This window comes from Aquimarina aggregata (genome assembly GCF_001632745.1).
Classification (GTDB): domain Bacteria; phylum Bacteroidota; class Bacteroidia; order Flavobacteriales; family Flavobacteriaceae; genus Aquimarina; species Aquimarina aggregata.
The window spans coordinates 94,993-115,993 of record NZ_LQRT01000006.1 but is presented as its reverse complement, the minus strand read 5'-3'; the positions used below and the strand labels follow the sequence as shown (position 1 = coordinate 115,993).

Annotated in this window: 22 protein-coding genes; 2 read left to right on the top strand and 20 right to left on the bottom strand. The window is 31.7% G+C overall.

Translation table 11 applies throughout. The features are described from left to right. Positions 1-9: 9 nt before the first annotated feature. The 18 genes from AWE51_RS26435 to AWE51_RS09380 all read right to left on the bottom strand — a co-directional run bounded on the left by AWE51_RS26435 (position 10) and on the right by AWE51_RS09380 (position 16,101). On the bottom strand, positions 10-165 hold the full coding sequence (locus AWE51_RS26435) for a hypothetical protein (protein WP_157766055.1): 156 nt from the start codon (positions 163-165) through the stop codon (positions 10-12). A gap of 210 nt (positions 166-375) precedes the next feature. Next, positions 376-747 carry a DoxX family membrane protein gene (locus tag AWE51_RS09460; protein ID WP_066312652.1) on the bottom strand — a complete coding sequence of 124 codons (372 nt, stop codon included), beginning with the start codon at positions 745-747 and terminating at the stop codon, positions 376-378. Between the two features lie 36 nt (positions 748-783). After that, entirely contained in the window at positions 784-1,269 is a 486-nt protein-coding gene (locus AWE51_RS09455; protein WP_066312650.1) for a hypothetical protein, read from the bottom strand. A 111-nt stretch (positions 1,270-1,380) separates the two neighbouring features. Beyond that, entirely contained in the window at positions 1,381-2,229 is an 849-nt protein-coding gene (locus tag AWE51_RS09450) for a helix-turn-helix domain-containing protein (protein WP_066312647.1), read from the bottom strand. A gap of 194 nt (positions 2,230-2,423) precedes the next feature. Then, the gene (locus AWE51_RS09445; protein ID WP_066312646.1) at positions 2,424-2,939 is read right to left on the bottom strand and encodes a hypothetical protein; all 516 of its coding nucleotides are present in this window, start codon (positions 2,937-2,939) and stop codon (positions 2,424-2,426) included. Positions 2,940-2,962: 23 nt separating this feature from the next. Beyond that, complete coding sequence (locus AWE51_RS26100) at positions 2,963-4,789, bottom strand: endonuclease (protein WP_082832378.1); 1,827 nt, start codon at positions 4,787-4,789, stop codon at positions 2,963-2,965. A gap of 188 nt (positions 4,790-4,977) precedes the next feature. Continuing rightward, positions 4,978-5,295 (bottom strand): hypothetical protein, encoded by a 318-nt coding sequence (locus AWE51_RS09435; protein ID WP_066312645.1) that lies wholly within the window; start codon positions 5,293-5,295, stop codon positions 4,978-4,980. 4 nt (positions 5,296-5,299) lie between these two features. Continuing rightward, a complete protein-coding gene (locus tag AWE51_RS09430; RefSeq protein WP_147405071.1) occupies positions 5,300-5,803 on the bottom strand; it encodes a hypothetical protein in 504 nt (167 codons plus the stop codon). Positions 5,804-5,885: 82 nt separating this feature from the next. After that, positions 5,886-7,277, bottom strand: coding sequence for a GH1 family beta-glucosidase (locus AWE51_RS09425; protein ID WP_066312642.1), 1,392 nt, complete (start codon positions 7,275-7,277; stop codon positions 5,886-5,888). Between the two features lie 55 nt (positions 7,278-7,332). Continuing rightward, a complete protein-coding gene (locus tag AWE51_RS09420; RefSeq protein WP_066312639.1) occupies positions 7,333-8,931 on the bottom strand; it encodes an MFS transporter in 1,599 nt (532 codons plus the stop codon). 414 nt (positions 8,932-9,345) lie between these two features. Further along, a complete protein-coding gene (locus AWE51_RS09415) occupies positions 9,346-9,840 on the bottom strand; it encodes a hypothetical protein (protein ID WP_066312637.1) in 495 nt (164 codons plus the stop codon). Positions 9,841-9,960: 120 nt separating this feature from the next. Further along, the gene (locus tag AWE51_RS09410) at positions 9,961-10,437 is read right to left on the bottom strand and encodes a hypothetical protein (RefSeq protein WP_066312627.1); all 477 of its coding nucleotides are present in this window, start codon (positions 10,435-10,437) and stop codon (positions 9,961-9,963) included. 100 nt (positions 10,438-10,537) lie between these two features. Beyond that, complete coding sequence (locus tag AWE51_RS09405; protein WP_066312625.1) at positions 10,538-11,065, bottom strand: GNAT family N-acetyltransferase; 528 nt, start codon at positions 11,063-11,065, stop codon at positions 10,538-10,540. Between the two features lie 108 nt (positions 11,066-11,173). After that, positions 11,174-11,458 (bottom strand): ubiquitin carboxyl-terminal hydrolase family protein, encoded by a 285-nt coding sequence (locus AWE51_RS09400; RefSeq protein WP_066312623.1) that lies wholly within the window; start codon positions 11,456-11,458, stop codon positions 11,174-11,176. A gap of 4 nt (positions 11,459-11,462) precedes the next feature. Continuing rightward, complete coding sequence (locus tag AWE51_RS09395) at positions 11,463-13,127, bottom strand: FAD-dependent oxidoreductase (RefSeq protein ID WP_066312622.1); 1,665 nt, start codon at positions 13,125-13,127, stop codon at positions 11,463-11,465. A gap of 3 nt (positions 13,128-13,130) precedes the next feature. After that, on the bottom strand, positions 13,131-13,967 hold the full coding sequence (locus AWE51_RS09390) for an aldo/keto reductase (protein WP_066312738.1): 837 nt from the start codon (positions 13,965-13,967) through the stop codon (positions 13,131-13,133). Positions 13,968-13,978: 11 nt separating this feature from the next. After that, positions 13,979-15,370: an ATP-binding protein gene (locus tag AWE51_RS09385; RefSeq protein ID WP_066312619.1), complete on the bottom strand. Its 1,392-nt coding sequence runs from the start codon at positions 15,368-15,370 to the stop codon at positions 13,979-13,981. 86 nt (positions 15,371-15,456) lie between these two features. Further along, a complete protein-coding gene (locus tag AWE51_RS09380) occupies positions 15,457-16,101 on the bottom strand; it encodes a flavin reductase family protein (RefSeq protein WP_066312616.1) in 645 nt (214 codons plus the stop codon). Between the two features lie 61 nt (positions 16,102-16,162). Here AWE51_RS09380 and AWE51_RS09375 point away from each other — a divergent pair, with 61 nt between their 5' ends. After that, a complete protein-coding gene (locus AWE51_RS09375; protein WP_066312613.1) occupies positions 16,163-16,966 on the top strand; it encodes a class I SAM-dependent methyltransferase in 804 nt (267 codons plus the stop codon). 215 nt (positions 16,967-17,181) lie between these two features. Continuing rightward, positions 17,182-18,540 carry an FAD-dependent oxidoreductase gene (locus AWE51_RS09370; protein WP_066312608.1) on the top strand — a complete coding sequence of 453 codons (1,359 nt, stop codon included), beginning with the start codon at positions 17,182-17,184 and terminating at the stop codon, positions 18,538-18,540. On the opposite strand, the gene AWE51_RS09365 is transcribed toward AWE51_RS09370, so the two are convergent. Beyond that, positions 18,530-19,894 carry an aldehyde dehydrogenase gene (locus AWE51_RS09365; protein WP_066312605.1) on the bottom strand — a complete coding sequence of 455 codons (1,365 nt, stop codon included), beginning with the start codon at positions 19,892-19,894 and terminating at the stop codon, positions 18,530-18,532. The two genes, AWE51_RS09370 and AWE51_RS09365, sit on opposite strands and share 11 nt — an antisense overlap. Before the next feature lie 47 nt (positions 19,895-19,941). After that, positions 19,942-20,883: a sterol desaturase family protein gene (locus AWE51_RS09360; protein WP_066312602.1), complete on the bottom strand. Its 942-nt coding sequence runs from the start codon at positions 20,881-20,883 to the stop codon at positions 19,942-19,944. Between the last annotated feature and the right edge of the window lie 118 nt (positions 20,884-21,001).

Below are 21,001 nucleotides of genomic sequence, written 5' to 3'. Positions count from 1 at the left end.
TTTTTCATTTTATTTTTGAACAAATGGGCGTTCTACATCACAGTAAAAATCATGAATACCTTTTTGTTCACAATGTGTTTTTGGTGATATAGCGTTAATTACCTTTTTTCTTCCTTTAGTAAAAATTTCGATTAGATTGAAAATTGATTTATTATTATTTGTCATCTTTTGTTATTTTAATTGATCCAATATTTATACAAGGATCAGTTACTATTTATTTTAATTTATAGTACAAAGATGCGATATGAATAGAAGCGAAAAAATGGTAGTTTTTCCCGACGGCTTGTCAAAAACTCCCGAATATAAAAAAAGGCCTCTCAAACTTGAGAAGCCTTTTATTTATATAATAAGAATATGTAATTTTAAATTTGTTTTTTAAAAGAATTTAACTTCTTTTCTTTTTATCCAAAGAATAATGGCGCTTAATATAAAGGTTAATACAGCAGTAAAAAACAAAATACCGCCATCTCCATTAATCTCGATACCTAATTTGGTTAAATGCATCATTATGGCACCACCAATAATTCCTAATGTTAACATAGCTCCAACCCACGCAGTTTTGGGTATGAGTAACAAAATTCCAGCAATTAGTTCACTAATTCCTGTGGCTATTCTTCCGTAAGGTTCTAAACCAACTTTTGTAAAAATGTATACGCTATCAGGATGCGCTGTAAATTTAAATCTAAGTGTTTGAATCAAAATAATTGCAACGATAATTCGTAGCAATAGGGGTGCTATTTTTTTCATGGTTGGAGTTTGTGTTGATTACGTTTTTAAGGGATTTTAGAAATCTATAGAAAGTACACTAGGCAAATCATCTATTTTACCATTAAAAGTACTTTTTCTTGAAACACTATATAGTTGTTGTAAATTATTGTCTTTTTTAAACTGATGTTTTAATTCGGGTAATTTATCTCTAAGAAAAGCAGCAAAAGCTTCAGCATCACGACTTCGATTTGCCCCTTTGCGAATAGTTTTTAAATATCCTGCAGTCAAAATTTCTAAATTACTTCTTTCCGAAAGAAAAAGTAAAAAGCGTCCTTCTAGTTTTGCTTTTTTAATTTGTTTTCTAAAATCAATTTCATCAGAAGAAATTAAATTTTCGTTATAATTACTAAAATTATTTGTGTATACAACTTCTTCAAGATTGTCATTTAGATAAACAGTCTCTAACTCTTCTTCATATCTTGTTTGGGCATTACTTACGGCAAAAGCCAAAAACAAAATGCTGAGTAATCCTAGTTTAATTTTAATTATCAAATTTTTCATATCTATCCCCTTTATTCGAAATTTGTTTTCAATGATATATTTTACTTTTTTGTTCAACAAAGTTGCAACAAAATTAGGTGTGATAGAATGGAGCTTTTTCCTTTACATTTGTCAATAATTCCCTTGAGGTTCTAATTTTAATTGTTTTTTGAACTCCGACGGAGAAAATGATGTATGCTTTTTAAACATTCTGCTAAGATGAGAAGCATCCTCAAAACCTAATTCATAGGCTATTTCTTTAGCAGTTTTATCAGTATATATAAGTAGGCGTTTGGCTTCCAAAATTACGCGATCATGAATGATCTGCAAAGGACTTTTCTTAAGTTTAACAAAATTATTGGATAATGTTTTAGGTGATTTAAACAATTTTTCTGCATAAAATGCTACAGAATGTTCTTTTCTGAAATGAGTATCGACAAGCATATTAAACGATCGGATCAAGTCTCCTTGGTCCTCAACATGATCAAAATTACTTTGTTGCTTAATAAGACGAGTGGTAGTGATAATAAATCTGGCCATTAACATGCGTAGCATCTCTGCCTGAATGGTATCTACAGTATCAAGTTCATCTAAAAATACACTATGTAGTTGTTCTAGTTTATTACGTTCAGAAACACCAAGTTTAACTAAAGAAACGGCACTGTTGCCATGAAATAAAACACCCATACAGCTTACTTCTTTATCGTGATCCTTAATACAATAAAATTCACGATTAAATTGATAAACTATAAGATCAGAGCCGCTTAAGTATTTAAAATATTGATTTGGAGTTAGAACAACAATACTATCTTTTTCTAGGGTTGTTACAATTCCATCAATTTCGATAATTACTTTACCATTTTTAGACCAAATGAAAGTATAAAGACTAATTAGTTTTGATACTTTATAGTCTAATAACAACTCTTCATCGGCTACTTTTAATAAAGCTTCGGTTGAAAATTCTTTAAACTCCTTAATCATATGAGATGTTTGTCGATTTTTTGTTAGCTACATTACAAATAATAAAGGTAAGTTTTTTTTGGTTTTATTATCGACAGGGTTATTATTTTCATAAAAGTAATTGGGGGTAGCTTTTATAATTATGATAGTAATATCCTTTTGTTTAAGATTAGAATATAGGTGTCTATTTTGTGTTTTTAATTCTTCTAACGTATTTATTCTTGTTTTTTAAACCCTTCTGGAAGTTCCCAAGTTTTAGATGACTTTTTTATTGTTTGTGCCACAGAATAACCTAAACTGTACAGTTGTTTTTTATCGTTTGTCGAGATGTTTTTAAAATTCACTTTTTGAAGCTTTTTAATAAATTCTCCAAGTTCTACCATTTTAGCTTCTACCTCACGGTCTTCTACAGCAGATAATTCTACCCAATACAATTGCCAGAATCTTTTTAGAGCATGCTTACATTCTTTGGATTGATAATCATCTGCATAAATTATACTAGATATTGTTTCGGTAGTTTCTTTATATTTAATTGATTGGATTTCTTTGAATTTTGAAATGGCTTCAAACTGATTTCCCAGATGTATTTTTTTGAGTTCAAATGCCCTTTGTTCTAGTTCGTTTTCTTGTAATTTTCTTTGTCCTTTATTAAACTGATATACCCCAATTAGTATTCCTGCTAGAGTTACAACAGAGGTTAGTGACTTGATTATTAATTCTGATTGTGTCATAGTTATTAGATTTTATTGAGTAATTATAATCCTTTCTTGAAATCAATCTTATCGCCCAATTCCGGAAAATCAATTAAAGGGTTTCTATTGCCTTGCATTTGATGAATTTTATAGTTTCTATGTTTTTCATAAATAGTTACTGGGTGTTTTTGATTCCATTGTAGTAGTGTGTTTAGTCTTGATTCGTCATAATTATTATCTAACATTCTTGGGTATCTTAGTAAATAATAGAGTGTGGCTCGAGCTACTGCTCCTTTGTTAAATTCGGGCTCGAATTTTTTACCCTCTCTTTTTCCGCATTCTTCTTGAACTACTTCTTCAATTTGAGCAGGATTATAATCTGCAAAATCATAGTAGGGGATATTACTTCTAAAACTGTTGCATCTAGACTCACAAGCAAAGAGATGATGTAAGTCACCTTTCATAGGATTGCGTTTGGTAAACCAAGATTGAGGGACAACATGTTCGCAATTATAGGGTAGACTATACTCTATGCTATCTATAGAGGCTGAATAATCTTCAAGTAATACTAGATTATTATTTTTCTTAAGTTCTAATAATTTTGATTTCCTTTCTAAATCAACTCGATCATCTTCTAGTATAAGCTCTTCTACTGTAAATTCTTTTCCTGAGTAAATACTGCGAATTTTTCCGTTTTCTTGTACATCGACTTCAGGATATACATATTTAGAAGGCTTATACGGTAAAATATTTTGGTGAGATCTACGAAGTAATATATTTAGGTCATTAAATAATTGATCATTATTATTTAGATCAATAGTTGTATAATATTCTTTGATTTTTAAATTATCCTTTTCACTATTATAATAATCATTATCTACCCCAATACTGGGTCTTTTTATGGAGCCATTTACAAGATTATTGCCTTGTAGAATTTGACGTAAGAAGACTTTTTGATTTTCTGTAGCATTTAACCGAAGGTACTTAATGATTGAGCTAATTCGTATTCCCTCATTGGCTATCCAGTTAATAGCTTCTTCCCCGTCAAAATGACTCCATATTCTTCCGTCTTTAGTAAGAATATTACCTTTAGCATCTCTTTCTGGAACACCAGAATGATGTAACGCAACTACTTCCCAATCCTCGTTAAAGACAGACGATCCCGATGATCCGGGTTCAGTATCAGTTTTATAATGTACAAATTGATCAAAAATATCAATTACTTCATTATTCCTTAGAGCAATTTGTTTTCTTTCTCCATTTGGATGTTGAATTATAGATACTTTTTCTCCTATTTGCAATTTCCCGATTTCTTCAATTAATTTAAGACTTCCAAAATCTGTTAAATTACTTCTTCCGTCATAAGAGACACCTTTTACAAATACAATTGTAAAATCAAGATCTTTTGATGTTATAAAAAGTTTATCTGGTTCAAAATTAAAAGCAACAGGATTTGTGGGATATGAATTCTGATCTTCTTGATAATTAAACTCTATATAGCTTTTATGTGCATCACTTTTAGAGGTAATAACATGATTATTGGTAATCATTAAATTTTCCCCGATCAAAAAGCCAGTACCATAGCCTTGCCCGTTATCAGAGTTAATTGTGATACGACCTACTGCATGTGATGCATGCAATCCCTTTGATAAAAAATTAATATTTAGTAAATCATCAGTTCCAATAAGTCGTTCTCGTGTTATTTTATCTGTAAACAAAACGCTATTACTTTCTAACCCTTTGTATTCTAGTCTTTTAAGAAGTTGACTTGTGTCAATGTATTTTCCAGAAGGTTTGAGTGCATTTACTTCTGTTCTGTAATCTTTTCTTCTTTCATATCTTTTTTCTGTTATAGATAGATTTTCTAAAAAGCGGTCTACGATGATCATTTGGTGGTGTATTTAGTGAATAATAATTTGTTGTTTCAAAATTATCTTCATTAAAGACATAGTTCAATACCCAATAATAGGTATATTGAAAATGATTGATATACAGTTGTTTAGGAGAGGATGAATAGTCAAACAAAATTTTCTACATGTACAAATAATACTGAGAATTCCGTAGATTTAAGAAGTTGTTATTTCACTGTAGAATCAATGACTTTCCAAAGGACATCAATAATAGCATTCCAAACGGTCTCTATGGTTGCAGATAAAATACCTTTAAGTGTATTTACAAAATTTGTTGTCATAGCTTCTAAGCCATCTAAAAAGAATTCTTTTAATTCTTTATCAATATCGCCATTTTCAACTCCTTTTTGAATAATTATAGTTTGTTTAGCAATAGCTTCTACTTGGCGTTCACTAAAACCTCTAACACTAGAGATGTCTTTTTCTAAAATCAAAGAAGCAACATTTTTAATCTCTGTAATGAGATTTACTACTTTTTCGTCCATTATATTATCGTTTTAAAAAGCTTTCATAGGTTATTGCTTGATCAAGAAAGATTTCTATTTGACCTTTAAATGCTTCTACAGCAAATGGTTTAATGCCTTTAGATCTATCGGTATCTTTCATTTTAGTTAGTGTTTCTGCTATTTTTTGAAATGCAAATGCACTAGGGTAATATTCATCTTTTACAGTTGTATGCCCTTTGATTTTAAGGAGCTTGTTAATTTGTTTTGTAGCTACATTTCGAGGCACAGGTCTGGCTCTTGCCTGAAGTTTTAATGCATCAAAAGCACCTATTAAGTAATTGTATATTGGTTCTCGATTTTTAAAAGTTTCCTGAGTAACACCATTACTTACAGATGCCACAAAACTCATCGTCTTTTGACTTGTAACACTAACACTCTCTACAATAGCTTTATCATATTCTGGTGCTAGTACTGTTTTGCAGCTTGTTATAAAAAGCATACTGCATAGTAAAGTAAGTTGAACAAACCTTATACTTATGATACTCATAGAGCTATTTTTGTATTAAAAGTTATTCTCTTTTAACACGGAAGATAAGAACTATTTTTTGAATTTTAGAAGGATCAAAAAATTATAGCAAGTCTATATTAGCGCTATTGTTTTTTATTGCTTCTCTAAACCAAAGTGCCGATTTTTTTGGTTTACGCTGTAGTGTTTCAAAATCTACGTAATGTAGCCCAAATCTTTTGTCGTATCCAGAAGCCCATTCAAAGTTATCCATAAAGGACCATGCAAAATAACCTTTTAATTTTACGCCACCTTCAATAGCCTGTTGACAGGCATTTAAGTATCCTTTGTAAAACTCTAAACGTTCTTGATCATTAACTTTTCCGTCGATGAGTTGATCGGCATAGGCGCATCCGTTTTCTGTAATGTAAATTTCTGGTTTATCATAACGATTATCGATCCATTCTAACATTTTTTTACATCCCCAAGGTACAACAGCCCAGTTCATTAAAGTAAGATCCCAATTTTTATCCAACGACAGATCCACTTCTTGATCTTCAGAGATACCACCATTTCCATAAACATTTCGGTCTTTAGGACTACCATCATCATGGGCTGCATACATTGTAGTATAGTGATTTAATCCAAAAAAATCAGAAGTGCCTTTAATCATTTTTTGTTCTTCTAAAGAAAATTTTGGTAATCTATCTCCTAAACGTTCTTTCATTGTTTCAGGATAATCTCCTTTGTATATAGGATCTGCAAACCAAGCCAGAAAAAACTGTAAAGCTCTTTCTGCAGCCTCTTTATCTTCATTACTATCTGTAAGGGGTTCTCTCCAGTCACAATTATTAGTGATCCCTATTTGGCCTTTTTGATGTTTATATTTTTTTCTATAGATATGTACGGCCTTAGCATGAGCAAGAATTAATTGGTGACCCGCTAAATACGGTTCAGAAGTAGAAACTCTACCAGGAGCAAATACACCTTGTCCATAACCAAGAATGGCAACAACCCAAGGTTCATTTAGGGTTATCCAGTTTTTTACACGATCTCCAAAACGTTCAAAGCATAAGTCAGCGTAAGTGGCAAAATGATCCGATATTGAATCTCCTAACCAACCATCGTCCTCTAATTGAAGCGCTAATGGCAAATCCCAATGATATAAAGTCACCCAAGGAACAATATCTGCTTTTATAAGTTCATCGATTAATTCAGAGTAAAATTTAATTCCTTCTTCATTAATTTTTCCTTTTCCTGTTGGCATAATTCTAGACCACGCTATTGAAAAACGATAGGCTTTAATCCCAAGATCTTTCATGAGTTGGATGTCTTCTTTGAACTTATGATAGTGATCACAAGCAATTTCACCTGTTTCGCCATTATGTGTTTTACCTGGAATACTCGAAAAAGCATCCCAAATAGAAGGCCCTTTGCCATTTTTTGTTGCAGCACCCTCTATTTGATAAGAAGAAGTAGCGGTACCCCATATAAAATCATTTGGAAATGTGTTCATTTTTAAAAATTGTGTAAGTATGGTTATTGATAAGAGCTAGTTAATTTATAATTTGTTATTCTGAAATTCTTCTTTGATTTAAATCAGAAGTTATTTGTCCCATTTTTTTACTAGTTAAAGGGTACATAAGCATCATAGCTGCAGCAATGAGTGCCACTATAGTAGGAATCCAGCTCATCAACATAATCATACCGGGAATAGCACCTTCTATAGTTAACGTATCTTGCCCATTGTAATTAAAAGCACTTAAAGTAAAACCGACTATAGCACCAGCTATCCCACCACCAAATTTTGTGGCAAAAGAGCCTGCAGAGTAAATGAGTCCTGTTGCTCTTCTTCCGTTTTTCCATTCTGAAAAATCTGCTGCATCTCCTAACATTACAAAAAATAAAGTAGGAAACATTGCAGAAGCGAATTCTGATATAATTCCTATTGAGAATATTGCACCGATGCTTTCTTTTGTGCAGAATACAAATAAGGCATTTACAACACCAGAAAAAATTAAGGCATAAATAAATAGATTTCTTTTTCCGAATTTTTTACTCAATGGGGCAGTGAAAAATGCTCCTGCAATTGAAGCTAGCATTAAGCCTACTAAATAAGAGGCGGATAGCAATTGATCATTTAAATAATGAGTGAAATAAATAATTACAATACCTTGTTTAATAGAGTTGTATATATTAAACAATAGACCTATAATAAGTAAAACAACCCAAGGTTTATTGGTAAACAGATTTTTGAAATCTTTCCATAAATTACTTTTTTGATCTTTTGGAGGTAATATTCGCTCCTTAGTGGTCAAAAATGTAATTAACATTAATAGGGCTAATAATGCCGACATTACAAACATAGATTTACTATATCCCTGTTTTTGATCAATAATTGAAATGTCATCATTTGATAGTTCTTTCTCTCCAGTAATTGTAAAGCTATAATTTTGCCCTTTTGTCATTTGAAAACTCTTACCTGTAGTTGGTGCATTTTCAGTTTTGTTTGGGTCGTTCCATACAAAAGTGGCAATACCATCTTTAGTTTTAATGTTTACATGCTCAACATCTTTCGAAGCTAAAATATCTACTTTGAACGTTTCTTCATTTATTTTGGAAATTTGGATTGATGGATCTACATTACCAAAATAAGCTACCAAAAAGAGTAAAGCTCCTTGAACTAGCATACCTCCTGCAAAAGCTCCTGCCATTCTAAAAGAACCAATACTGGTGCGTTCTTTATCATCACCAGTCATTACACCCATAAGCGCCCCATAAGGGATGTTATTTGCGGTATAAACTAAAGTAAAAAATAGATAACTGGCATATGCATAAAATATTTTGCCATTTTCTCCTAACTCAGGAGTAATAAATAATAAAGATAGAGATAAGCCTAGAGGTATAGCAGTCCACAAAATCCATGGGCGAAATTTACCATATTTAGAATTGGTTCGATCACCAATAATACCCATTAATATATCACTAATACCATCGCTTGATCTGGCAACAAGTAATACGAGACCTGCAGTTGCAGGAGTTAAACCAAAGACATCGGTATAAAAAATAAATAAAAAGGTAGCAACACCTCTCCATGCAATATTTGCAGCACCATCACCAAGTGCGTAACCTATTTTTTCTTTTAACGAGACTTTGTTATTTGTTTCCATCTAATATGGTTTTCTAAAAGTTTATATTTTGGATTTTGCCTCATGGATATGTTTCTTCTTTTCAAAGAATTCTATTAACTCATGTGGTAAGTATGGGGTATAGAAGAGTGAAATAAGAAAGTATCACAGACAAAAGATGTTGTTCTATCGGTCAATTTAATATGACTATTGTCACTCAAATATATATTTTTAACTTCACAATAGAATGTTTAGATATGAACTTTACTAGACAATTTTAAAAATAAGAGGAGATTTTTCGAATTTAAGTAAATTTGTTAAGATTTATTAAAGATTTAATTTTCGACAAAAATTGAAAATTGAGATGTAAAGATGATTAATTCGTAAAGTTAAATAACAAAATGTAATACATTTTCTAAAATTACTTTTATTATATGTCAATACTATAAGTTTGGATTAGTTTTGTTCTGAGATTAATTTTTCATTTAGTTTTTGAAGATAAACTTTTTGGAGTTTACTCCAGTAACTTGAAGTCATAGGGCTTTTATATAACTTTTCTGTTTTTCTGTCCAGAATAGAAAATTTCTTTACGCTATATAGGTAATCTCTTTGTTTCGAATAGTTGTATCCAGCAGATTGATAGTTGTAATCAAAAATAAACCTATAGATATCGGTATTTTTGTATTTCTCATCTTCTAAGAATTCACTTTCAGTAACAAACTCGTACTTGCCTTTGTAAATCTTCTTGACATTCTTTTTTAAATATTTATTGTAACTTCTGTGATGTGTTATAAATATCATTGTAGTAGTATCATCCTTTCCAAATTCTACGGGGATGGCTCCTTTTTCTTCTGTTAGTTTTTTGTTTGCAACTGATTTGGTAATAGCTCCACAAGAACTTAGTAAAAAAGAAAAGAGTATTAAAAAGACTGTTTTTTTGAGAGTATTCATAGTAAACTTGTTAAGGTTTTATTGTTCGATTGATGCTTTCCTGTTTACTAAAATACAGATTAATCTTGTACAGATTTTTGTGGACTTATCTAATGGGTAAAAATATATAAGTGTGTGATGTTATTTTAATCTCCTGTAAAGTTCAATATTCTGGTAAATAGTGTCGTTATTTTTATATTGAATGATCTGTTTTAATACATCTTCTTTAGATAGATCTATTTTTATTGGATAGATGTTAGTATATGCTCTTAAAGGAATTGACATTGATGTTAATGTTTCTGTTAGAGTATCACTTTTATATGTATAAGTTCCGTAACCATGCCATTCTAAAGAATCAATAGTTGCATTAGATGTCCACATTACGTAGCCATCAAGGTAAATTTTATGTTGGACTTTAGTACTATCCGAGATTATTGTATCACTATTTGAAAGACGGTAGAAGTTGGTTTGTTTCCATACACCTTCTAAGGGATCTATTGTTTTATGAATTGAAGTATGCTCTAATTTCTGTTTACAAGAGCAATGCATAAATGTAAACCAAAAGAAAAGAACTAAATACCTTAAAATCCTAATAGTAATAAAACTAGTGCTTTTCATTATGGTTTGAGTTTAATGATTGAAGGTAGTGATTATTAAGATAGGAATTTAAAAGAATTTGAGTTGTTACAAGATAAAGATTTGATTTAATCTATTCTTCCTATTCATTGGCAGAAACAGTAAGGTTTATTTCGAATAAACAAACTGGACCTTGCTTATAGTGTTCAGGTAATCCTTGAGTATTTTTCAGGTCAAAAAAACCTAGAAAATCAAACCCAGATTTTTTATAATGAGCTATTAATTTTTCATTATTACCTATGGTGTCTAATCGAATATACTTTTTATGTGCTTTTTGTGCATATTCTTTTGCCCACTCTACAATTTTTGTCACAAAGTTGTGTCCTCGAAAATCTGGATTAGTAGCAATTCGATGTATATAAATTGCGGGATCACTATTTTTTTCTTCCCAAATTTGTTCATCGCTAAATGTTGTAGCCCAAATACAAGCGATTTGATTATCAATAATTATTTTCCATTGGTGATTTTCTGTAATCTCTTGAGTTATAAGTTCTCTTTGAAACTTAGGCCATAGAACTACTGTTTCTTTTGATTTTTGATATGCTGTAGCAATTTTATATAATCTAAATATTTCATCAATGTCGGTGATAGTAGAATTTTCTATATTCATAATGGTCCTATTTTGTGAATACAAATATCTTAGTAATTTTTAGGGAATAGAACCCGAAACTTGCTAAGGTTTAAAAATTAAACAAGAGTCATATAATCTGTAAACGGTTTAATATTGTAAGAAAGATTTGTGTTCATAGCACCATGCCCATTTTTCATTTGGTTCAGCAGAGATTATGACAGAATGTGCATTGTGTGATGCATAATGATTGCTCGCATGTTTATTGGGTGAAGAATCACAACAAAGTGTAATACCACATTCCTGACAAGTTCTTAAATGAACCCAAGAGTCTCCTGTTTTGATACATTCTGAACATTGATAACTATCGTTTTTTTTGATCGTATTTTTATCAAAATGTTGTAAATGATCACATATTTTTGGTTTAAAAGCCATAGTCTTATCTTTCTGCTAAATATTCGTGTACAAATTTTATAGCCATAGCTCCTTCACCTACAGCAGAAGCAACTCTATTCATAGCGCCTGCTCTAACATCTCCAGATGCAAATATTCCAGGACTGCAGGTTTCTAATAAAAATGGTTCTCTATCTTTTTTCCAGATTTTTCTAAAATTATCATATCTGGTTAAATCTCTACCTGTTTCAATAAAGCCTCGTTCATTTTTAATAATATCAAGAGCTAACCAATCAGTATAAGGTCTCGCACCAATAAAAATAAATAATGCATCTGCCTTTACTGTTTTTGTTTCTGCAGTAGCGCTGTTGCTAAGTTTTAATTCTTGAAGACGTTCGTTTTTGCCAATTGCTTTGGTGATATTAGTATGTCCTAATACGATAATATTTTCAATAGCATCTATCTGATCAATAAGATAACTAGACATACTACTTGATAGGTCTTTTTTACGAATTACAATATGTACATTTTTTGCAAATTTGGAAAGGTATACAGCTGATTGTCCGGCAGAGTTTCCTCCTCCAACGATATAAACTTCTTTATTATGACATGCTTGCGCTTCGGTCATTGATGATCCGTAGTAAATCCCTGCTCCTGTATATTCTTCGATACCTTCTGAGTCTAGTTTTCGGTAATTGACGCCTGTGGTTATGACTACACTTTTTGTACTAATAGATTCCCCATTACCCAACATAATATTTTTATAGCCATCTTTTTCTGAAATAGAAGTAACTTCCTGAGGGGATAAGAATTCTATTCCAAATCGTTTAGCTTGAGTGATAGCTCGATGTGTTAATTCTTGACCACTTAGTCCGTTAGGAAACCCTAAATAGTTTTCTATTCTAGAACTGGTGCCGGCTTGGCCTCCTGGCGCATGTTTCTCAATTAATAAAGTTTTTAAACCTTCGGATCCTCCGTATACGGCAGCAGCAAGTCCCGATGGTCCAGCACCTATGATGACTACGTCATATAGATTGTCTTTAGGATGTGCATTTAATCCAAGTGCTACAGCAATATCTACAATGTTTGGGTTTTTTAAACATTCCCCATTTTGTAAAGAAACAACAGGCATATCCTTTGCGGTAAGACCATAAAGATTGATAATCTCTTTAGCTTTTTCATTATTTTCTACATCTAACCACTGAAAAGGAAACAAATTGGCTGATAAAAAATCTTTTATATCATGAGATTTAGGAGAAAATTGATACCCTAAAACTTTAATACCGTCAAATTCTGGTTGGAAATCTAGTTGCCAAACGTCTAATAAGTCATCTAATGTTGGATAGAGCTTTTCTTCAGGCGGATTCCAAGGTTTAGTTAAGTAATAGTCTAGCTGAACATCATTAATAGCTTTAATAGCTGCATCAGTATCAGAATATGCAGTTAGTAACACTTTTTTTGCTTTCGGATAATATGCTTTGGCTTTCGTTAAAAATTCTACACCTAACATTTCGGGCATTCTTTGATCTACTAAAAAGAGTGCAATAGTCTCACTTTTCTTTTTTAAATCAACTAACGCTTCAAGTGCATCATTTGCAGAATCAGTACTCATGATCCTGTAATTACTTCGATACTCTGATTTTAAATCTCTAGTTACAGCGCGTAATACCTGTGGATCATCATCTAATGCAAATATGATAGGTTTCTTCATGTTTTAAAAATTGAAATTATCAGGATCTGGCCCAGTTCTTTGATTTTTATCTAATGCATCGATATAATTCATATCCTCAGCAGATAATTCAAAATCAAATAGATTTGCATTAGCGATAATACGTTCTTTTTTAACGGACTTCGGAATTGTAATAACCCCTTTTTGTAAATTCCAGCGTAATACAATTTGAGCTACAGTTTTTTGATATTTATGAGCTAAATTATCTAGTATTGATAGTTCGAAAATTTTTCCTTGCATCATAGGTGACCATGCTTCATAAATAATTTTATGTTTATTACAAAAATCGATTAGGTTTTGTTGTACCAAATGAGGATGAAATTCCATTTGGTTTACCATAGGAATAATTTCTGAATGGGATATTAAATCTTCTAAATGATGTTGCATAAAATTACTAACACCGATAGCTCTTATGCGTTTTTGTTTATACAACGTTTCTAATGCTTTCCAGGTGTCATTATATTTACCTTTTACTGGCCAATGTATCAAATATAAGTCTAGGTAATCCAGTTGTAATCTTTGAAGACTTTCCTCAAATGCTTTGATGGTGGTGTCATAACCTTGATCAGAATTCCACACTTTACTAACAATAAAAAGTTCTTCTCGCGATACTGAAGCAGTACGAATCGCTTTACCAACACCTTCTTCGTTTTTGTAAATACTTGCAGTATCAATATGTCGATAGCCATGGTCAATAGCCCAATGTATAGCATTAATTACTTCACTATCGTTATCGGCAAGATATACCCCCAATCCTAAATAGGGCATTTTAATGCCATTATGTAAATCAAAAGTTCCTTTGATATTTGTAATGTTACTCATTTGTATTTGTGTTAATTGATAGGTAAGCATACGGTAAATATTGTTTCTCCTTTTGTTGAGGTAACTTTAATACTTCCGTTATGTTGATTAATAATTCGTTGAACAACTTCTAATCCCATTCCTGTGCCTTTACCAATACTTTTTGTCGTAAAGAAAGGATCAAAGACGGCATTAATATGTTCTTTAGATATTCCTTTTCCGTTATCGATGATTTCGATTTTTATGAAATCCCCATCATCTTTTGTTGTTATAATAGTTAATGTGCCACCGTGGTCCATAGCATCAATTGCATTGTCAATGAGATTAGTCCACACTTGGTTGATCTCACTAACAAAAATCTTAGGAGCAATGAGATTGTCTTGAAATTGTTTTTTTATAATAATGCCTTTTTGCTTTAACTTATGATTTAGCATTGTTAATGTACTTTTTATACCTGTATGAATATCTGTGGCAACCTTTTCTGGAGTTTGATCCATATGCGTATAGCTTTTTACAGATTGTACAAGATTAGAAATTCGATCAGAAGCTTCTTCTATTTCATCTACCATTTTTTCGGTAGTTAGTACATTTTCAATCCATTCAATAGTCGTAGGAAAACTTTTAGCTCCTATTTCTTTATGGATACTTTTTATTGCAGAAACGTCAATACAAAAATCTAATAGTGTTTCTGTTAGTTCATAGGCATTAGTGACATTATGGTTTTCTAGCCAATCTTCAAGTTGATCTTCTTTTTCATTACGCTCTATTAGCGACATATTATTTTCAGGACGATTGGTGATTTTATCAAATAGCAGGTTGTTAACAATATCTATTTCTTCGTTGGTGGCCTGAATTGAAATAATTCTTTTAAACTTTTCTGGCACATGTGATAAGTGTTTTTTAAGAGCTTTTGCACTGCGCAACATAGCAGAGGCGGGGTTATTTAATTCATGCGCTAGTCCTGCAGATAATTTACCAAGTGCCATCATTTTTTCAGATTGTAAATTGTTTTTTGTAAACTCTCTGACTCTTGATGTCATGTTATGCACTAAACTTTCTGTAAGTTCATAGTGTTTAGCGATCATTTCTTTAAAAAATGATTTCTCTAAGATTAAAAGCTCTGTATCTTCAGTTACTTCACCATAACCAAGTGCAGACTGAGCTCTAGAAAAAGGGAGTAGACCACCAATGGTGTTGGTATTGATGTAACTAACAAATTTATAATTTCCGTTTTGTTTGATTTTTATAGCAATTTGACCTTTAAGCACAATAAATAAACTATCAATGGCGTCACCTTTTTCAAAAGAGAAATCTCCAATGTTATATTTCTGAAGATGCGAGTGATCTATAAGCCATTGCAATTGGTCATCAGGTACGGTACTAAAATCAGGAATTTTATGAAGATGATCTACAGAAATTTTCATCCTTTAAAATTAGTCAATAAAAAAAGCCTCTGCAATATTTCGAAACGTTTGAATTCTTAAGGTTTTTATAAAATTAACTGTAGTTCTTATGAATTGTTTAGCAAAGATTTTGTTTTTAGGTCTGGTTTAGCATAAGCAAATCGATCAAGTAATGTGGGTAATGCATATCCATCTAAACCAATAGAAGCAACCGTTTGAGCTTTATCAAGTTGTACCCAACCATCTGTATGGATGTAATCATTATTAATATACAAATGTTCAACAGATCCAATAACTAAAATTGTGTCGTTTTCTTTTATTAGATATTCATTTACATACTTACAGCCTAATTTTATAGGACTATCTTGAACATAAGGAGGATAAAAGTTATCAAGGAATACTTCGTTGAGGTTTGTCTTTTCAAATTCTGAAATATCTTCATCGTATTTAGCAGCGGTATGATGCGCATCTTTAATCATATGCTCAGATACTTGATTAATAGTAAAAAAATCTGTTTCCCTGATATTTTTATAGGTGTTTCTAGGAACTGTTGTTGGACGCATTATAAAACCAATCATTGGGGGATTACTACCAATATGAACGATAGAGTTAAAGATTGCTGCATTTGTAGTTCCATTTTTACTTTTTGTTGCAATAATATTACAGGGTTTATATCCTGTGCAGCTATTCATTAAATTTGCGCGATATCTAGAGGGTAATTCTTTAAGTTGTTCTGATGTAAAATGATTCATTTATATTTAAAGATTATTTTGATAAAATAATTGTTATTCAAATCTAATTAATCTTAAAGCGATGTCTGAAAAATTTAAAGAGTATTTTGAAACTAATAAAGAAACTTGGAATAAAAAAGTTAGTGTTCATGCCAAAAGTGCTTTTTATGATATTGACAACTTTAAGAAAGGTGAAACCTCATTAAAAAAGTTTGAATTAGAAGCCCTTGGCGATGTATCTGGTAAATCTATATTGCATTTGCAATGTCATTTTGGACAAGATACTTTAAGTTGGAGTAGGATGGGAGCTAAATGTACAGGGGTAGATTTATCAGAAGAAGCGATTATATTGGCAGAACAATTAAATTTAGAATTAAATCAAGACGCTAAATTTGTATGCTGTAATGTTTTGGATACGTCTACTTTTGTTAAAGATAAATTTGACATTGTTTATACAAGTTATGGTGTTATTGGTTGGTTACCAGATTTAAAACCTTGGGGTAAAATGATCGCCGAACGTTTAAAGTCAGGAGGAACTTTTTATATTGCAGAGTTTCATCCTATTGTTTGGATGTTTGATTACTTAGAAAGTGTACCGACTCTCAAGTATGGATATCATCAAAAAGATGTTATTTATGAAGAGTATCAAGGAACCTATGCTGATCAGGATTCTAAAATGATTAGTAAAGAATTTGCCTGGAATCATGGTTTAGGAGAAGTGGTTTCGGCACTTGCCGAAGCAGGACTTACGATAGAATATTTAAGAGAGTATGATGAATCTCCTTATGAAATCTTTCCGGATTTAATTCAAAATAGCAAAAAAATGTTTGAAACTAAAGATAAATTGTATCCTTTACTTTTTACGATTAAAGCTACACTTAAGTAAATTATACTTAGCACATCCGTTCGTATTAATTTGAGATGTATCAGATTGTAGATGATTGTATATTAATTCGCTAATAATCGTTACATTTACCGAAGGTTTTAATGTCTGCATATGCTCTTTATAAAGATTGTAGCTTACTTTGTTGGATGCATTAAAACTCGAATCTTTCCAGATTGTATGTAGTATTCCAACTTGTTGTTAATTGCAAATAATATATGCAAACAAAAAATATAGCTATAATAGGTAGTGGGCTTGTCGGTTCATTATTAGCACTCTATTTAAGAAAAAGAGAATATACAGTTACAGTTTTTGATAGAAGACCCGACATACGAACGATAGAGTTTAGCGGTCGTTCTATTAATTTGGCAATGTCTGTTAGAGGTTGGAAAACACTTGATAAAATAGGAATAGGTGATGAAGTTAGAAAACTGGCTATCCCTATGAACAAGAGAACAATGCATGTAACGGGAGAACCGATTTATCATCAATATTATGGTAAAGATGGGGAAGCTATTTCTTCAATTCCTAGAGGGATATTGAACAAAAAAATGATAACCCTTGCAGAGGAAGCTGGAGCAGTTTTTAGATTTAATGAAAAAGTATGGGATATTAATTTGCCAGAGGCAAAGATTTATACAGGAGAAACGGAAAGAGGAGAGTGGAAAGAATATAAATACGATATGATTTTTGGGTGTGATGGCGCTTTTTCTAGAGTACGTCATAAAATGCAAAGAAGAAGTAGATTTAATTATTCTCAGAAATTTTTAGATACGGGGTATAAAGAATTAGGAATTCCTGCTAATACCGATGGGACTCATAAATTAGATAAAAATTCATTGCATATTTGGCCAAGAGGTAAATTTATGCTTATCGCATTACCTAATCTTGATGGTAGTTTTACGTGTACATTGTTTATGCCCCATGAAGGTGATAGTTCTTTTGAAAAATTGACAAACGATGAAGCCGTAATGCAGTTTTGGAAACAATATTTTCCTGATACAATTGCTATCATGCCGACTTTACTCGAAGATTTTAAAAGTAATCCTACTAGTGCATTAGTTACGATGAAATGCTACCCTTGGACCTATTGGGATAAAGTAGCGTTAGTAGGAGATTCTGCGCATGCAATAGTGCCTTTTTACGGACAAGGTATGAATGCTGGTTTTGAAGATATTTCAATTTTGGACGAAATTATAGAAAATGAAGGAGATAAGAATTGGGAAGAGATTTTTGAAATGTATCAAAAATCTCGTAAACCTAATGCCGATGCGATTGCAGAACTTTCATACCGTAACTTTATAGAAATGAGTAGCAAAACAGCAGATCCAGAGTTTATTTTAAGAAAAAGAATTGAAAAACAATTCTCTCAAAAATATCCTGATAAATGGTTACCGTTATATTCTAGAGTGACATTTAGTCGTAGACCATATTCTGAAGCTCTTAATATTGGAGATCAACAAGCTGCAATTATGGATAAAGTAATGAAGTTAGATGATATAGAGAACATATGGGATACCGAGCAAGTAGAACACTATATTCTTGGACTTTTAGAAGATAAAAAAGTTATCCAATAATTTTCTTAAGCCATTTTAATTTTTTGGCGCTATATGGGGCATATTTTAAATCAAGCTCTATTAAAAATGATTTTTGTAGGATGCTTTTGTAATGTGAAAAAGTTTCGAAACCATATTTTCCATGGTAATTTCCTATTCCGCTATCACCAACACCTCCAAATGGAAGTTTTTGTTCAGTAAAATGCATAACAGCATCATTTACGGCACCACCTCCAAAAGAGATTTCATTTAAGATCTTATTCTTTAGTGCTATGTTTTTAGTAAAAACATAGCAAGACAAAGGTTTTGACAATGTTTTTATTTGTTTAATAGCATCGTTAATATTAGTATACTCTATAATAGGTAAAATAGGTCCAAATATTTCATCTTGCATAACCTTATCTTCAAAATCTACACCTGTTAGAATGGTAGGAGGGATGATGCGATTTTCTTTATTGCAATTTCCTCCAATATAGATTTTATCACTGTCAATTAAACTCTCGAGACGTTCAAAATTCTTATCATTAATAATTTGAGTATAATTATGATTGTCTACATTATAATCAGCTTTTTCGATTTGTTTCTTTATCGCCGATAAAAATGTTTCTTTTATGCTAGATTCGACCATAACATAATCAGGAGCTATACAGGTTTGACCTGCATTTAAAAATTTACCCCAGACTAATCTTTTAGCGGTCATTTCTATATTGACATCTTTAGTAATAATTGCGGGACTTTTGCCACCTAATTCTAAGGTTACCGGTGTCAAATGTTTTGCCGCTGCTTGGTAGATGATTTTACCAACAACTGCACTACCTGTAAAAAATATCTTATCAAACTTGTGATTAAGCAAGGCTGTAGTTTCTTTTACACTTCCTTCTACTACTTTAAAAATTTTCGGATCAAAATTTTCATTAACCAATTCAGCCATTATAGCTGCAGTTTGTGAAGGTATTTCACTAGGTTTTAAGATTACGGTGCACCCAGCCGCAATTGCTGCAATTGCAGGGCAGAGAGATAATTGATACGGATAATTCCAAGCGCCAATAACTAAAACAGTTCCATAGGGTTCAGGAATAATATAGCTTTTCCCTGGGAGGTTAGCCAAGCCTGTTGATACCCTGCGTTTTTTTGCCCATTTTTTTACTTTTGAAACCGCAAGATCAATTTCATGATAAATAATAGATAATTCTGTAGTATATGTTTCGAATTCTGATTTTTTAAAATCTTGATAGATCGCTTCATATAAACGTGTTTCATTTTTTAACAAAACACTTTTTAAACGTTTTAACTCATTAATTCTATACGAAAGGTCTTTTGTAGTATTTGTATTGAAAAAATGACGCTGTTGATCAATAAGGTGCTGATAACTCATGGTAAAACTAGCAATGGATTATAAAAACAAGAAACGTATGGTTGATACTAAGTTAAACTTTTTTGTTTATTTAATTCAAGTTCGCGTTGCATTTGTTTTACCGTTAATGTGCTGCCATCATGACTCCATCCTGGAGGTCCAAAAATGTACATAAATTTGTGGTACCAGTTTTTAGATTTTTTAGTGTCATTCCATATATCCTTGTACTCATGAGTTAAGATTACCCATGGGTTATAAGAATTGGGAGCGTGAGTTACTCCATACTGTACTTCTATATTTTCATCTAATTCTTTCCAAGTACCAAATATTTTATCGAATATATTAAGAAATCCACCATGATTTTTATCCATGTACTCTACATTTTTAGCATGGTGTACTTGATGCATAGTATGGGTGTTAAATACCTTTTCTATAATTCCCATTTTGGGTATGTAAACAGAATGTAACTGGAATTGCCATAGTGCTTCTATACCAAGGCAAACAATAACCATTTCAGGAGGAAATCCAATAGCTGGCATCCACATATAAAATAAGGGTTTATATAAAAGTGTAAACCAACCGTTACGTACTGCTGTTCCTAAATTGAAATTATCTGAAGAATGGTGTACTATATGTGCAGCCCACAAGGCTCTTACCATATGGTTTTGTCTATGAAACCAATAGTATGTGTAATCATCTGCTAATTGACATAAAAGCCAAATATACCAAGCATAACCAAAAGATTGCCAACCCATAATGTTTGTGCGGACCCCATTAACCTCAGGATTAAAAAATTCATATACATAATGAAAAAGGACAATCGAAAAAACAGTTTTAATTAATGGCCCCAGTATTGCGGAACCTACCCCCATAAATACGCTTGCACCAAGATCTTTCCATTTGTAAAGATCTTTTTTGTCATGATCATGAGTTTTACTGTAAGTAAGTTCTACTAAAATTAGTCCTAAAAAGCAAGGCACTCCATAGACTAAGGGGTTTGTTAAATCCATTTTTTCTTTTTCGAGTTATTCTGGGAGCGGAATATATGAAGATTTTTTTAGTATACCTTTAACAATATACCGGTAATTATACAAAAGTTGTTTTTTTAACGATTGTCTAATGTTAAAT

Coding starts and splice junctions, on each gene's coding strand:
- AWE51_RS09380 (WP_066312616.1), bottom strand. CDS start 16,101: ATGAATCATTTTACATCAGAACAACTTAAAGAATTACCCTCTAGATAT.
- AWE51_RS09375 (WP_066312613.1), top strand. CDS start 16,163: ATGTCTGAAAAATTTAAAGAGTATTTTGAAACTAATAAAGAAACTTGG.
- AWE51_RS26100 (WP_082832378.1), bottom strand. CDS start 4,789: ATGATCATCGTAGACCGCTTTTTAGAAAATCTATCTATAACAGAAAAA.
- AWE51_RS09445 (WP_066312646.1), bottom strand. CDS start 2,939: ATGACACAATCAGAATTAATAATCAAGTCACTAACCTCTGTTGTAACT.
- AWE51_RS09450 (WP_066312647.1), bottom strand. CDS start 2,229: ATGATTAAGGAGTTTAAAGAATTTTCAACCGAAGCTTTATTAAAAGTA.
- AWE51_RS09405 (WP_066312625.1), bottom strand. CDS start 11,065: ATGAATATAGAAAATTCTACTATCACCGACATTGATGAAATATTTAGA.
- AWE51_RS09395 (WP_066312622.1), bottom strand. CDS start 13,127: ATGAAGAAACCTATCATATTTGCATTAGATGATGATCCACAGGTATTA.
- AWE51_RS09430 (WP_147405071.1), bottom strand. CDS start 5,803: ATGAGTATCATAAGTATAAGGTTTGTTCAACTTACTTTACTATGCAGT.
- AWE51_RS09455 (WP_066312650.1), bottom strand. CDS start 1,269: ATGAAAAATTTGATAATTAAAATTAAACTAGGATTACTCAGCATTTTG.
- AWE51_RS09425 (WP_066312642.1), bottom strand. CDS start 7,277: ATGAACACATTTCCAAATGATTTTATATGGGGTACCGCTACTTCTTCT.
- AWE51_RS09365 (WP_066312605.1), bottom strand. CDS start 19,894: ATGAGTTATCAGCACCTTATTGATCAACAGCGTCATTTTTTCAATACA.
- AWE51_RS09385 (WP_066312619.1), bottom strand. CDS start 15,370: ATGAAAATTTCTGTAGATCATCTTCATAAAATTCCTGATTTTAGTACC.
- AWE51_RS09460 (WP_066312652.1), bottom strand. CDS start 747: ATGAAAAAAATAGCACCCCTATTGCTACGAATTATCGTTGCAATTATT.
- AWE51_RS09435 (WP_066312645.1), bottom strand. CDS start 5,295: ATGGACGAAAAAGTAGTAAATCTCATTACAGAGATTAAAAATGTTGCT.
- AWE51_RS09420 (WP_066312639.1), bottom strand. CDS start 8,931: ATGGAAACAAATAACAAAGTCTCGTTAAAAGAAAAAATAGGTTACGCA.
- AWE51_RS09360 (WP_066312602.1), bottom strand. CDS start 20,883: ATGGATTTAACAAACCCCTTAGTCTATGGAGTGCCTTGCTTTTTAGGA.
- AWE51_RS09390 (WP_066312738.1), bottom strand. CDS start 13,967: ATGAGTAACATTACAAATATCAAAGGAACTTTTGATTTACATAATGGC.
- AWE51_RS09410 (WP_066312627.1), bottom strand. CDS start 10,437: ATGAAAAGCACTAGTTTTATTACTATTAGGATTTTAAGGTATTTAGTT.
- AWE51_RS09400 (WP_066312623.1), bottom strand. CDS start 11,458: ATGGCTTTTAAACCAAAAATATGTGATCATTTACAACATTTTGATAAA.
- AWE51_RS26435 (WP_157766055.1), bottom strand. CDS start 165: ATGACAAATAATAATAAATCAATTTTCAATCTAATCGAAATTTTTACT.
- AWE51_RS09415 (WP_066312637.1), bottom strand. CDS start 9,840: ATGAATACTCTCAAAAAAACAGTCTTTTTAATACTCTTTTCTTTTTTA.
- AWE51_RS09370 (WP_066312608.1), top strand. CDS start 17,182: ATGCAAACAAAAAATATAGCTATAATAGGTAGTGGGCTTGTCGGTTCA.